The organism is Kaistella yonginensis (assembly GCF_030409525.1).
Classification (GTDB): domain Bacteria; phylum Bacteroidota; class Bacteroidia; order Flavobacteriales; family Weeksellaceae; genus Kaistella; species Kaistella yonginensis.
Genome location: NZ_JAUFQB010000063.1, coordinates 119241 through 133907, shown reverse-complemented (window position 1 = coordinate 133907; position 14667 = coordinate 119241). Strand labels below are relative to the sequence as shown.

Sequence of the window (14667 nt, the reverse complement as noted above, 5' to 3'; positions counted from 1 at the left end):
TATATTAAAAAATTTTAAGGTTGCAAAGATATAAATTTTTTCTTTAAATAATGAATTTATCGCTGATTGATTTATGCTTGTGCACCATATTCATCACATCGGCAAAGAGTTCTGCACACGACAGGACTTTTATTTTTGAAGACAATTCTGTTTTGATGGGAATGGTGTCGGTTACAATTACTTCAGAAAGCTTTGAATTCTCAATATTTTCATAGGCTTTCCCGGAAAGAACACCATGAGTCGCCATCGCTCGCACTGATTTCGCGCCGTTAGCCATTAAAATATCAGCCGCTTTACACAATGTTCCTGCCGTATCAATCATGTCGTCAATAAGAATAACATTTCGGCCTTCAACATGACCTATTAAAAACATTTCTTCTACAACGTTCGCTTTTTTTCTTTCTTTATAAGCGATTACAACTTCGGCACCGAGGTGACTTGCATAGTTTTTTGCTCTCTTGGCGCCACCCATATCAGGAGAGGCTATGGTAAGGTCTTCTAAATTAAGTTGCTTAATGTAATCGATAAAAATAGTCGAAGCGTACAGATGGTCAACTGGAATTTCAAAAAATCCCTGAATTTGATCTGCGTGCAAATCCATGGTCATAATTCTGGTTGCACCTGCAGCAGTCAAAAGATTTGCGACTAGTTTCGCTCCGATTGGCGCTCTGGGCTGGTCTTTCCTGTCTTGTCTTGCCAAACCATAGTACGGTAAAACTACGGTGATGCTTTTTGCCGATGCTCTTTTGGAGGCATCAATCATGAGTAATAACTCAAGAAGATTGTCTGCAGGTGGAAAGGTGGATCCAATTAAAAAAACCCGTCCACCACGAACAGATTCATCCAATACAGGTTCAAACTCCCCATCACTAAATTCCTGGAAATTAATTTTCCCCATTTCTTGCCCATAGAATTGAGCAATTTTTTCCGCCAAAACTTTACTTGTCCTGGTAGAGAATAAATAACTTGCCTGATTAGCCATTTTTACTTTTTTTTAGATGTGCAAATTTAAAAAAATAAAACCACTCGAAGAATTCAAGTGGTTTTAATATTTAATGATTTTTCATTTTACTTATGGGAAGGTTACTCCTTGATAACTATTTACATTGACCATTGGCAAAGTGGATTTGTATTTCTTGTTGATTTCCTTCATAAATTCATTTGCAATCAAAGCATAGCCTCGTCCTGTAAGGTGAACGCCATCTAGTGAGAATGTACCACCGGTAACAAATGTTGCGGTATACTTCACCCCGTCAAACAGGATCCCAGACATTTTCGAAAGCTCAACCATTTTCGCATTTGCATCTACAAATGCCAAACCTTTTGCAGTTGCAATTGATTTAATAGAGGCATTATAAGCTGCAGTTGCAGTTAATACCTTAGCGGTTTCTTTTTCGGTCAATACATATTTATCTGCCAACGGTACTGAAGTTCCACCACCTGCTGCAGGTGTAAGTAGACTGGAAGCGGTTAACAAGATATAATCTTTTGCCGTAGTTTGTCTGTATGATGGAATATTCAAGGCTGATAAATTTGTAAGATCTTTATCTACAATGATGGCTCCGTTAGCCACACCAACTGTAAATTTGATTAATCTTTGATTATATTCTGCTTCGGTTAAATATCCTAGCGTCTTTGCTTGTCCTAATCCCGCGTTATAACCTGCATATGCGCTATTAAGGGCTGTAACAGTAGCTGGCGCACCTGGAATCGGCATGGCAGGAACTCTCGTAAAGTATGGGATTGAAGTTACATTCGGAATATTTGCAATAACTCCTTTTGCACCACCTGCGGTCAACGCATTCACATAACCACTGATTACTGAAGCAACTACTGCTGGATCTGTAATGTCATTTGAACCATAAGTTGCAGGGTTGTTGCCTGTTCCTGTTTGATCAATACCAGAACCTCCACTTGTTGCATAAGAAAGAACATCGTTATTTCCGATCCAAAGTGAGAAGAACGTTGGAGCTTGAACCATGGCATCACCAATTACAGAAGCAGTTGGGCTCGTTGCAAATCTTACAAAGTAAGGGTTGGCTGCACCAGTTGCTAAACCAGCTGGGTTACCATATCCATTAACACCTAAGTGGAAAGATTTCGCACCTGGCACGCCCATGTTACTAAATTTTTTACCCGCACCACCAATCATATCTAAATTTGCTCCTGGAGCACTAGGAGTTGGCGACAAGGCCCCATTTAGCACTTTAAGTGTTAACTTTCCATAAAATTCTGTACCACCAGATGCGGTAAACAAATTGGTGAATCCTCCTACATTGTTAGGCATCATTGGTTGTGTAAATTCACCACCACCTGCGCGTTTCATTTGCTGAGCCATCATATTTGGAAAAGACTCCATTTGTCCATCGCTATATAAAGTTCCGTCTCTGTAACCAGAAGTCAAGGAATTACCAATCGATACAAATTTTGTAAAGTTTGCTTCGCCGGGAGTCACTTGTATACTGCTTACATCGGTATCAAAGTCTGTTTCACAACTTACTGTGAAAAATAATGCTGAAACAGCAATTGCTGAAATTAATATTTTTTTCATAATTAAATTAAATCTTAAAATGGGTTATATGATAAACCTAAACCGAAGTAAAATGCTTTCGCTTTCGCCTGTCCGAAGAAGTTGTTAAAAGAGTTTTTCACCTCTCTGCTTTTTGGGAATGCCATAGCTCCTGAAACGTCTAATCCAAATCCTTTGGCAAATGCAAATCCTAAACCGGCTGTAAATACATTACTATCAAAAGATGGTGTTTCAGCCTGGAAGTTTTCATCTTCGTAAGGAGATTCATCGTAGTAATATCCTGCTCGGGCAGCAATCATATCATTAATTTGATATTGTGTTCCAACCCTCCAAGTTTGGGTGCTTTTAAAGTTTTTCGGGCTGACCAAAATCGTAGGATCATTTGGCTGATTACCAATCGGAGCGTTTGCGAAGTCTAAAGTCAACTGATTGTATCGATCCCAGCCACTATAATTAAAGTCCCCAGAAACAAACCACTTCGGTGTAACTTTATACGTAACACCAATGGTATACTCATCAACCAGAGGCAATGTCGCTTTAAAAGAATCTTTACCAGACGCATCAAGACCTAAATTAGAATACAAGGAAGGAGAAATATTAAAGGATACGGTACCGTCTTTTGCCTCCACATCAATAGGAGAACGGTAGGCAATACTCACATCTAATTTATCACTCGGTTGAAAATAAAAACCGAGTCCGAAACCGGTTCCAGATGCTTTCTCATCTAATAGATTTAAACTTCCGCCTAACTGCGTTACCGCTTTATCCCAATTTACTGTTCCTTTTGCGTAGATATAACTACCTCCCACAGATGCCCATGGTGCTAGTTTAAAAGAAACCATTGGTTGGAAATAATAAGCCTTCAATTCTAATCGTTGTACAATTTCTCTTCCAGCCCAGTCAGAAGGCCATTCAATAGTACTACCAAATGGGGTCGTAAAACTAAAACCAACAGAAACATTATCTAAAACCTTATAAGCTACCGCCGCATAAATCGGGGTCCCCAAAGGGTTATTTGTTTCAAAAGATTCAAGAGTTGATAGGTTTTGGTAGGTTACTGTTGATTTCGCACCAAAACCGCCCGCTGCAACACTTAATTTAGACGGAATGAATGACATCCCCGCAGGATTAAAAAATGTTACACTCGCGTCTTCTGCGTGTGCACTTGTATGTGCCATTGCCAGTTGCTTAACGCCTTGTAGAGAAACTCTGAAGCCTCCAGCGTGAGCAAGAACACCAGCTAAAAATGCTGTTGTTAAAACTATTTTTTTCATAAAATCATTATTAATGTCCCAAATATAAAATTATTTTTTAAACAAATGTTAATTATTCTTAATTCATTTTAAACAAATGCTATTTTATGCCTAATGTTTAACTTTTAGCAAATGGTAATATATCTAAAAACACAGTGGTAGAAGAGGTAAAAATTAAAAAAACACTTTAAACAATTATTATGTTTAATTTAAATGATTTCAATAAAACAGAATCAATTTTCATTTTTCGCATTAACTAATCGCCATTATAACATTAAAAGTATTGAACAATTCATAAACGATCTCCCGTTTTTTTTATAATTAAAAAATTGATACTGTTAAATTGCCTCACATTGAATTATACAAAAAAATTTATACTAAATTTGCAACATATAACAAAAAGAAAAATATGAGTTGTGGATGTAAAACATCCGGCGATTCGTCCCATTCGTGCGGAACAAAATCCGCCAATGGCTGTGAAAGTGTAGACACTTGCGGAAATAGCTATAAATTAAGCGTTTTCGATTGGCTCTCGAATATCAATAATCCATCTCAGTCACAGACTGATTTTGTGGAAGTTAGATTCAAGAACGATCGTAAATTTTTTTATAAAAACGTCAATAAATTACCGCTTCATATGGGAAGCGTTATCACAGTAGAATCTAGTCCGGGTCACGATATAGGTGTAGTAAGCCTTACAGGAGAATTGGTGAAAATTCAGATGAAAAAGAAAAATGTCACTGAAGAAAATCCCCTGAAAATTTACCGATTAGCCAACCAGAGAGATATCGAAGTATGGCAAGAAGTAAGAGGAAAAGAAGAAAGTGTTAAAATTCAAGGCAGAAAAATTGCTTATGCACTGAATCTTGAAATGAAAATTACCGATGTGGAATATCAGGGTGATGGCACAAAAGTGACTTTCTTTTACACCGCCGAAACTCGCGTAGATTTCCGGCAATTGATCAAAGAATTCGCTTCTTTATTCCGTACCAAAATCGATATGAAACAAATCGGTTTTCGGCAAGAAGCAGCAAAAGTGGGCGGAATTGGTTCTTGTGGCCGAGAACTATGCTGCTCAACATGGTTAACAGATTTCCGGTCAGTGAATACCAACGCGGCACGTTATCAGCAATTAAGCATTAATCCACAGAAATTAGCCGGACAATGCGGAAAATTAAAGTGCTGTCTCAATTATGAACTCGATAGCTACCTGGATGCATTAAGCGATTTCCCACCGTCATCAACTACGATTGATACGGAGAAAGGGCGGGCATTCTGTATTAAAATTGACGTTTTCAAAAAGAGAATGTGGTTTGCGTATACCGATCACTCTATGGCTTGGTATGATTTAGATGTTCAGGATGTTAAAAAAATGATTGCCAAAAATAAAAATGGTGAGAAAGCACCCGCTTTAGAAGATGTAAAAGTTCATGACATTCCGGTTAAATCAGTAGATTTAATTCAGGAAAACAATATGGATCGATTTGAGCGACGAGGGAAAAATTCGGGAAAAAATCAAAATAAAAAAAGACCGAATAATCAGCAGAAACCAGACAATAGACCTGCCGAAAATCAAGGAGACCGAAAAAAGAAACCATTTGACAAAGCTGTGCAACCAGCGGCCAAGTCGCCACAACAGAAACCTAAAAACTTTAAAAAGAAACCACAGCCTAAACGTGATGACAATGCATAAGATAATGGGTGTTTTTTTCGTTTTGCTTATTCTTGCCAGTTGTAATAATAATTCGGAACAGGTTTTTATGAATAACCTCAACGGAAAATGGGATAAAAAAGCTGAACAGAAATTTGACTTTAATATAAAGGATGCGAAAAATCCAAAAAATATTATATTTGTTGTAAGAAATAACAACGACTACCCTTATAGTAATATTCGGTTGATTGTAAACTTTTTAGATAAAAAAACAAAAAGCAAAAGCACTGATACCTTAAATTATATTTTGGCAAAACCCAGTGGTGAATGGCTTGGAAAAGGCTTTGGAGATACCAAGGAGATTCTCTTTCAGTATAAATTAAATTACAAATTTCCTGGAAATGGAGATTATTCAATAGGGATTGTCCAAGCGATGCGAAATGATAATCTGCCCGGAATAGAAGATATTGGCGTAAAATTAGAAACGGCGCAACCGTAAACTTATTTATGGAAAACACACAGAATAAAGGTAGCAAGACCCCACAGAAGTTTCCACTTCCTCCAAAAAAAGTTAAAAACACAGGCTGGAAGAAATGGGTAAAATTCGTTTGGACTGGTTTAATTATAGCGATTATAGGAATTGCAGGATTATTTTTTGCAGTTTCGCAGGGATTCCTCGGCGATATGCCTGATGTTAAAGAACTGGAAAACCCAGATATTTACGTCGCGTCTGAAATTTATTCTTCAGATGGAAAAATGCTGGGAAAATTCGAAAAAGAAAAAACACAACCCGTTACTTACAAAGAACTTCCACCCTATTTAATCTATGCTTTACAGGCAAAAGAAGATGAACGATTCAAAGAGCACTCAGGAATTGATTTACAATCTGTCGCTCGCGCAGTTGCTTTCGGAGGAAAAAGAGGTGGTGGTTCTACGATCACTCAACAGTTGGCGAAGCTTTTATTTACCGGAACACGTTCACAAAATAAATTTACCGCTATTTTTCAAAAACTAAAAGAATGGGTGGTGGCCGTAAGTTTAGAAAAGAGATACACGAAAGAAGAAATTATTACTTTATATTTTAATAAATTTGATTTCCTATACAATGCGAACGGCATCGAGATGGCCTCCCGAGTTTATTTTAATAAAACAACAACTAAACTTACCCTGCCAGAAGCTGCAATGTTTGTTGCAATGCTTGAGAATCCTGTCAAAAACAATCCCATGCGGAATGAGGAAAGAGCAAAAATCCGACGAGATGTTGTTTTGGATCAGATGCTAAAAACAGGATATCTTGATCAGCAAACTTATCAGAAAGCAATAGATACACCAATTGCGCTGGACTATCAACCAGTTCGGTCTATTGATGAAGGCTATTCCGCTTACTATAAATATTATTTAAGAAAAGAGATTGATGGTTACATCAAAGATTATGAAAAGAAGACCGGTAAAACTTTAAATTTATTTAAAGACGGACTGAAAATTTATACCACCCTCGATTCAAAAATGCAAGGATACGCCGAAGAAGCTATTAAAGAACACTTAACCGATTTGCAAGCCAGGTTTGATGCCGAGCAAAGAGGAAGAAAACAAAGACCTTTTTATTATCTCAATGACAAGCAAGCCAACGCGGTGATGATGAGTGCTGTAAAAAGAACCGGCAGATACAAACAACTAAAAAATGCAGGAGTTTCGGAGGACTCAATCATGATTGATTTTAAAACTCCTGTGAAAACCTCCAGGTTTACTTGGAAAGGCGAAGAAGAAGTTGAAATGTCTCCATGGGATTCTATTCGCTATCACAAACAAATCGCACAGGCAGGATTGATGTCGATGGTTCCTGGAACAGGCGAAATTAAAGCTTGGGTCGGTGGAATTAACTGGCAACATTTCCAATATGACCACATTAGACAAGGAAAAAGACAAGTGGGTTCAACTTTTAAGCCGTTCGTGTACGCAACCGCCATTATGAAATTAGGAATGACCCCTTGCTCTACTGTTTCTAATGCTACGTATACCAAAGGAAGTTGGAAGGTCGCTGGTAGAGGTGGAAATCTTACTTTAAGGGATGCCCTTGCACACTCCCAAAACCCAGTCGCAGTACGATTAATTGAAATGACAGGTGTGAAAAGTGTGATGCAAACGGCTAGAGATTTAGGAGTAACCGAAGAAATTCCGAATGAATATGCCGTTGCGCTCGGATCCTCAGATATTACGATATTTGAAATGCTCGGCGCTTACAGTACCTTCGCGAATTATGGAAATTATATTAAACCCGAAATGATTTGGCGAATTGAAGATGCGAACGGACGAGTAATTAAAGAAGTAAAACCAGTCACCAAAGAAGTAATGAACGAATTATATGCCTACACCATGATCGATTTGATGAAGGGCGTAGCTGATTTCGGTACCGCATCTGGTGAATTGGGAAGAAGAGGAGTGGCCAAAGGAATCGAGATCGCGGGTAAAACAGGAACCACGCAGAATAACTCAGACGGTTGGTTTATGGGAATCACCCCGAACCTTGCGACCGGAGTTTGGGTTGGCTGGGAAGACAGAGCTACACATTTCTATGGAACCGGTGAAGGACAAGGCGCAAAAATGGCTCTGCCAATTTGGGCCATCTTTATGAAAAAAGTATGGGCAGATAAAGACTTGCAAATTTCACCGGAAGATAAATTTGTAAAACCTTCCAACTGGACCGGGAATTGTGCAGATTTACAAGGTCTTGGTGGCTATGGTGATGATGGTGGCCTACAAACCATTGATCAAATTAAAAACCCAACCGTTGCAGAACCTACAAATACCGTTAAAAAGCCAACGGTAAAAGAAGATAACGTTAACGAAAACATCAATACGGGCGACGATATCGATTTTAATAAATAACGTTCATTTATAGAATGTATAGAAACATCCTTTCAAATTTTTGGAAGGATGTTTTTTTTAACGAACTTTGGATTATGAATTTAGACCAAATAAAACAACCCTTTCTCGACCGATTTCCGGGTGATTTTTCTGGAATTCCCAGGCAAAGACAAACTCCCAAAATTTTATTTTCAACCACAGAAATAGCCCATTTCGATACCTCAGAATTAATCATTTTTAATGAAAAACTATCTGAGGAGATTGGTTTAGGCACCATTGAAAACGAAGCCGATAAAGATTTTCTGAATGCCAAAATACTTCCTGAAAACGTAAAAACCTATGCCACCGCTTATGCCGGACATCAATTTGGCAATTGGGCTGGGCAATTGGGCGATGGACGTGCAATTTTTGCGGGAGAGATTGAAAACTCAGAAGGTGAAAAAACAGAAATCCAGTGGAAAGGTGCAGGTGCAACCCCATACTCCCGCCATGCAGACGGTCGCGCCGTTCTTCGGTCTTCCGTTCGAGAATATCTTATGAGTGAAGCGATGCATCATTTAGGAATTCCCACCACTCGTGCTTTGTCGCTTTCTTATAGCGGTGAACAAGTGGTACGGGATCTATTATACGATGGCAATGCCACCTATGAAAAAGGAGCAGTAATGACCAGAACCGCACCAAGCTTTTTACGGTTTGGACATTTTGAATGGATTTCTGCACAAAATGAACATACAACCTTACAACAACTCACCGATTTTACGCTTGAAAATTATTTCCCCGAAGTTGATCGAAACCATCCTCATCAATATGCTGAATTCTTCAGAATAGTTGCAGAGAAAACAGCTGATATGCTTGTAGAATGGTTCCGAGTAGGATTTGTTCACGGCGTTATGAATACGGATAACATGTCGATTTTAGGCTTAACGATTGATTATGGCCCATTTTCTTTCCTTGATGAATATGATTTAAATTTCACACCCAACACGACCGATTTACCAGGGAGAAGGTATGCCTTCGGAAACCAAGCGAAAATTGCACAATGGAATCTCTGGCAATTGGCCAATGCCTTGTTTCCTTTAATTAAAAACGAATCTACCTTAGAAAAAATACTGAACGATTTTAATACCAATTTTTGGATTAAACACGATGAAATGATGGCGCGAAAATTTGGGTTTGATAGAGTTCTACCCAGCGATGGTGAGTTTTTTACAGAAGCGCAACAGTTCATGCAGGATCTAGAAATTGATTATACTTTATTTTTCAAACAATTAGAAACTTATACCCCAAATGTTGCGTATAAAACCCATTTTAAGGAGGTTTTTTATTCAAGAGTAACTGAAGATCACGATAAAAAATTGAAAGATTTCCTGAATACATATCGAAGTCGATTGGCCGAAAATACGATTTCAACAACAGATTCTTTAGAAATGATGCGCAGAACCAATCCCAAATTCATCCTTAGAAATTATCTGCTTTTTGAATGTATTAATGAGTTGAATGAAGGAAAAAAAGAACTGCTGACGAAATTATTGATTGCTTTAGAAAATCCTTATGAGGAAATCTATCCGGAATTTTCGTTGAAAAGACCTTCCTTCTACGATGGCCAAGCTGGTTGCTCTACCCTGTCTTGTAGTTCCTAAAATTGCTTACTTTTGCCGAAATTTTTTACTTTGAATTTTAAACAAAAATCAACCGATTTTCTGAAAACTGTTTTCCCGGAAACAAAATTGGAACTGCTTTTATTTACAGTATTTCTAACCGCTTATGGTCTTTTAGGAACAGCAATCGCTTTGAATTATCGAATTATTTTTGACAATAGAATTCCTTGGGATGCGTATTTTAGTTTTGACAATCGCGCGATTGTCATGACTGGTGGTGGCTTTGAAAGACATCCGCTCGCTAATTATTTTTTCAATTGGATTCGTGAAGTTGCCTATCTCTTTTCAAATGGAAAAAAAGACGCAACCTTTAGGCTTGCATTGGCTTGGTGCAGTAATTTTGCGATCAGTTTGAGTTTAATTCAGATTTATAAATACCTAAAAAATATCATCATTTTACCAAAGAAGATTTCTTTGCTACTCCTTTTCTTTTTCTCTTTTTTCAGTACACCAATTTTGCTTTCTTTCACCCCGGAAACGTATACTTACACCTTACTCTTTTTGGTTTTATTTAATTATTATGCGGCGTTAAAATTAAGGAAAGAAGAAAAGATTCCGGCTACGGCTCTGGCTTTAGCAGGAGTTGTAATCGGAGGATTAACGGTAACGAATATTGTAAAAGTCTATATTCCGCTACTATTTGAAAAGGATGTTTTCCGAAACTGGAGAAGATTTGGTCATCTTTTCTTACGTGGAGTGATTTCTATTGCTGTGTTTGTTTTGCTGTTCCTGTATCGGTTGGATTTTAAGTTTTTGAATTTTCTGAATAAATCCGGTGAGCAATACGAAAAATTTTCAAATCCAAAAGTAACGCCAGTTTGGGATATGATCGCAAGTTGGTTTTTTGGTGGAAATATGCTTTTCAGCAGCTTTGTTACGAGAGATTATCACAATAAGAAAGGTTTTGAATACAAAGCTCTTTTCATGGAGGTTTATACCTCCGTGCTGCCTTATGTTTTTGTCTCCCTAATTTTAATTCTTGTTTTATGGAGTTATTTAAAGAATTTTAAGAATAAATTCGTTCAGATTCTGATGCTCTCTTTCTTGGTAGATCTAGTGATTCACTGCGTTTTAAAGTTCGGTTTGCACACTTCTTATATTTACGGTGGCCATTTTATCTTTGTTGTTCCGTTGTTGCTGGGATGGTTGTTTAATCGTTATAAAGACTCGCCAAAAACCCTGTCTTTTCTATATGTTGCGGTTTGGATCTTGTTTTTTTACCTCGCGCTGAATAATCTCTTTAGGATGACTGAATTTTTTGATTTTCTAGAAAAGTATTACCGGTAATTCTATTGAGGAAGGTTTATTAAAACACAGAACTGTCGCAGCCCGACTTGAGCGGAAATCCTTTTTTATGACGAGGTACGAGGAGTGAAAAAGATTGGGAGCGGAAGGCGGATGAAGCTGCCCTAAAGAAAAATAAGCATTATTCCCTTTTTATTTTCCGACCAAAAAAAAACGCACTTTAACATGCGTTTTAATTTTTATCTGAGAAAAGAATTACTTCTTTTTTGTTTTTACTTTATCTACTTCTTCTTTCAGGAATGGATATTTTTGCTGCATATCTTCTAAAAGTTGTGGATCGAGCGCTTGTGCTTGTGCTAAAGCTTCGCGGCCTTTTTTCTGATTGTTCAGCTGGAAATAACAGTTGCTTAACTGATAAAACAATTCGGCCCTGTGGTGGGTTTTTGTAGCTTCGATTAAAACATTCACGGCCTCTTCAAATTCGCCGATCAACATCAAAACTTCTGAATAGGCGTACCAATTGTAGAAACGAGTGGGTTCGAAATCGACTAATTTTTTCAGGCAAGCCAAACTTTCTTCGAATTTGCCACCTTCAATATATAAGAACGCCAGTCTTTTCTGATAATCCAAATTGGATTCGTTGAGCGAAACGGCTTCTTTTGCAAAATGAAGCGCTTCTTTCATACTGCCCATTTCTTCGTAGATGTAGGATTGCTCCATCATCGACAGATAAAACTGCGGATCATCTCGCAATGATTTCTGAAAAGAGTTTAAGGCTAAAACCGGCTGTTTATTTTCTTTGTAACACAACCCGATTTTATAGAAGGTAAATGATTTGGTATATTCTAAAGCCAACATTTCTTCGTACACGGCAATGGCTTTTAACCACTCGCCCATGGCTTCATAACATGCAGCTTTATTGGCATAAACACCAATAGATTGTGGATTTACGGCTAATAAATAATCAAATCCCTTGATGGCTTCTTCATAGTTTTTTTTATTAAAATAAAACTGTCCGTATTCGTACCAAGCGGTTTCTGAGAAGGCAAATTTATCCAAATAACCATTCAAAAATTCAATGGCTTCCTCGCTTCTTTTGAGTTGGTTGTAGCAGAACATTACATTTTCTAGGGCATAATCATCTTGCTGATCAAAACTCAAAGCGAGTTTATAGTGTTTTAAGGCTTTGAAAGGATCTTCTAAATTTACATATTCATCGGCGATGAAGTTATGCAAAAAGTTCTCTTCATCATGCAATACCAGAGCTGTTTCGCAATATTCTATGGATCTTCTTGGATTGCCAAGATTCGAGTAATATTTTGCGCAACACACCAGAAAATCTGTATTATCCATACACGGTTCCTTTAATTCCTCCATCAATTCTTTGGCTTCTGTATATTTTTCTAATTCCAAAAAGACTTCGAATTGCTTCACTTTCAAATCCAGGGAATTGGGGTGAATTTTCAGCCCATACTTTGTTGCCATATCGGCAAACGAGATATCCCCTATTTCTAGGTAATATATAATGATTTCTTCATATTCTTCGGTTTCGAAGTAGAGTTCATCATTATTTTCGACCATTTCTTCAAACTTTTCTACGAGTTCGTTTTCAAAAAATTCTTCCACTTTATTGTTGTTTTTTTCTCTACGTAAGTTATAATTAAATATGAAAAAGTTTTTTAATTAATTTTTAAGTTTTCTGGATCTTGTCTGTTATCAAAGCATGAATAGACCAACTTACTTTTTTCACCTTCCAAAAGATTTGATAACTTCTTCATGTGAAATTACTCTTCCTTTTTCGACGTCTTTCCAGCCCATTTCGATCGTGTTTTTTTCAGAGTCTGAAAGTTAATTCCACCAATCATTTTCTACACTATCTTCAATAAAATCAACCTCAAGTGCTTTAAGGATCGCTTTTATCTTTTCAGATTCTTTTTTACTTTTTGGATTTATTGTAATTGTCATCACTCAAATTTGAATTAAAGTTAATCAATTTTGATTAAATCAAACTTCTAATTTTTTCAATCATGTGATTTCCCAAATCATCAGCTTCTTCTTGTGAAAAAGCTTCGGTATAAATTCTAATAATCGGTTCTGTATTTGACTTTCTCAAATGTACCCAATTGTTTTCAAAATCTATTTTCAGTCCATCGACGGTTGAAAGTTCTTCTGTTTGATACTTTTTTTCCATTTTAGTTAAGAGAGAATCTACATCAATATCTGGCGTGAGTTCAATTTTCTTTTTACCCATGAAATAACTTGGATAAGTAGCTCTTAATTCTGAAACCGTTTTATTTTCTTTGGCTAAATGCGTTAAAAACAACGCTACACCCACCAAAGAATCGCGACCATAATGAAGGTCAGGATAAATGATTCCACCATTTCCTTCGCCACCAATCACGGCATTTTTTTCTTTCATTAAAGTTACCACGTTCACTTCACCCACGGCGCTTGCAAAATATTCTGAACCATGTTTTTTTGCAACATCTCGCAAAGCACGACTGGAACTTAAATTAGAAACGGCTACACCTTTTTGGTGTCTCAAAAGATAATCAGCCACGGCCACCAAAGTATATTCTTCGCCGAAAAGCTCACCGTTTTCATCGACCAAAGCCAAACGGTCCACATCTGGATCCACTACAATTCCAACATCAGCCTTTTCTGTTTTCATCAGTTCGCAAATATCTCCCAAATGTTCTTTTAATGGTTCCGGATTGTGTGGGAAATGACCATTGGGTTCACAATATAGTTTCACCACTTCACAGTCGAAATGCGCTAACAACTGCGGAATAGCAATTCCGCCCGTAGAATTTACAGCATCTACTACGACTTTAAATTTCTTTGCTTTAATAGCTTCTGCATCAACCATTGGTAAATCCAGAATCTTTTGAATATGAATATCGAAAGCATCATCACGGGTTTCGTACGTTCCCAAATCATCAACCTGAGCGTAATCAAAATCTTGACTTTCTGCTAAGGCCAAAACTTCTGTACCATTTTCACCGGTAATGAACTCACCTTTTTCATTTAATAATTTTAAAGCATTCCATTGTTTTGGATTGTGAGAAGCAGTTAAAATAATTCCACCATCAGCGTTCAGTTCTGGAACCATTACTTCAACCGTTGGCGTTGTCGAAAGCCCTAAATCAACCACGTGAATTCCCAGACCTTGCAAAGTTGCAGTGACCAACGAATTCACCATCGAACCGGAAATTCTGGCATCGCGACCAACAACGATAGTAAGATCTTTTTTATTTTTATTATTTTGAAGCCAAGTTCCGAATGCGGAAGTGAATTTCACCACATCAAGTGGCGTCAAATTTTCATCTACTTTTCCACCGATGGTTCCGCGGATTCCTGAGATTGATTTTATTAAAGACATAAACTTATTTTTTACAATTATTAAAAGTAATACGTCATTATGACATAAAGTTTTTCAAGCTGCAAAAATACAAATAAAATAGG

11 protein-coding genes are annotated in these 14667 nt (G+C 37.3%); 5 read left to right on the top strand and 6 right to left on the bottom strand.

Annotated elements, in window-relative coordinates:
- Positions 1-43: 43 nt before the first annotated feature.
- The 3 genes from QWY78_RS14645 to QWY78_RS14635 all read right to left on the bottom strand — a co-directional run bounded on the left by QWY78_RS14645 (position 44) and on the right by QWY78_RS14635 (position 3804).
- A complete protein-coding gene (locus tag QWY78_RS14645) occupies positions 44-982 on the bottom strand; it encodes a ribose-phosphate pyrophosphokinase (protein WP_290221256.1) in 939 nt (312 codons plus the stop codon).
- A gap of 90 nt (positions 983-1072) precedes the next feature.
- Positions 1073-2551, bottom strand: coding sequence for an SGNH/GDSL hydrolase family protein (locus tag QWY78_RS14640; protein WP_290221254.1), 1479 nt, complete (start codon positions 2549-2551; stop codon positions 1073-1075).
- Positions 2552-2565: 14 nt separating this feature from the next.
- Positions 2566-3804, bottom strand: coding sequence for an OmpP1/FadL family transporter (locus QWY78_RS14635; protein WP_290221252.1), 1239 nt, complete (start codon positions 3802-3804; stop codon positions 2566-2568).
- Between the two features lie 388 nt (positions 3805-4192).
- On the opposite strand from QWY78_RS14635, the gene QWY78_RS14630 reads away from it, so the two are divergent.
- The 5 genes from QWY78_RS14630 to QWY78_RS14610 all read left to right on the top strand — a co-directional run bounded on the left by QWY78_RS14630 (position 4193) and on the right by QWY78_RS14610 (position 11244).
- Positions 4193-5476: a PSP1 domain-containing protein gene (locus tag QWY78_RS14630; RefSeq protein WP_290221250.1), complete on the top strand. Its 1284-nt coding sequence runs from the start codon at positions 4193-4195 to the stop codon at positions 5474-5476.
- Positions 5469-5933, top strand: a complete 465-nt coding sequence (locus QWY78_RS14625; protein WP_290221248.1) for a gliding motility lipoprotein GldH — start codon at positions 5469-5471, stop codon at positions 5931-5933. Before QWY78_RS14630 ends, QWY78_RS14625 begins: the two co-directional genes overlap by 8 nt.
- A gap of 8 nt (positions 5934-5941) precedes the next feature.
- Entirely contained in the window at positions 5942-8320 is a 2379-nt protein-coding gene (locus QWY78_RS14620) for a transglycosylase domain-containing protein (RefSeq protein ID WP_290221246.1), read from the top strand.
- 74 nt (positions 8321-8394) lie between these two features.
- Positions 8395-9939: a protein adenylyltransferase SelO gene (locus tag QWY78_RS14615; RefSeq protein ID WP_290221244.1), complete on the top strand. Its 1545-nt coding sequence runs from the start codon at positions 8395-8397 to the stop codon at positions 9937-9939.
- A 12-nt stretch (positions 9940-9951) separates the two neighbouring features.
- Entirely contained in the window at positions 9952-11244 is a 1293-nt protein-coding gene (locus QWY78_RS14610; protein WP_290221242.1) for a DUF6080 domain-containing protein, read from the top strand.
- Positions 11245-11457: 213 nt separating this feature from the next.
- Here the strand turns inward: QWY78_RS14610 and QWY78_RS14605 are convergent, their stop codons facing one another.
- The 3 genes from QWY78_RS14605 to glmM all read right to left on the bottom strand — a co-directional run bounded on the left by QWY78_RS14605 (position 11458) and on the right by glmM (position 14584).
- Positions 11458-12828: a tetratricopeptide repeat protein gene (locus QWY78_RS14605; RefSeq protein WP_290221240.1), complete on the bottom strand. Its 1371-nt coding sequence runs from the start codon at positions 12826-12828 to the stop codon at positions 11458-11460.
- A gap of 222 nt (positions 12829-13050) precedes the next feature.
- Positions 13051-13167 (bottom strand): DUF2683 family protein, encoded by a 117-nt coding sequence (locus QWY78_RS14885; RefSeq protein WP_353960538.1) that lies wholly within the window; start codon positions 13165-13167, stop codon positions 13051-13053.
- A 34-nt stretch (positions 13168-13201) separates the two neighbouring features.
- Complete coding sequence (gene glmM / locus QWY78_RS14600; protein WP_290221238.1) at positions 13202-14584, bottom strand: phosphoglucosamine mutase; 1383 nt, start codon at positions 14582-14584, stop codon at positions 13202-13204.
- Between the last annotated feature and the right edge of the window lie 83 nt (positions 14585-14667).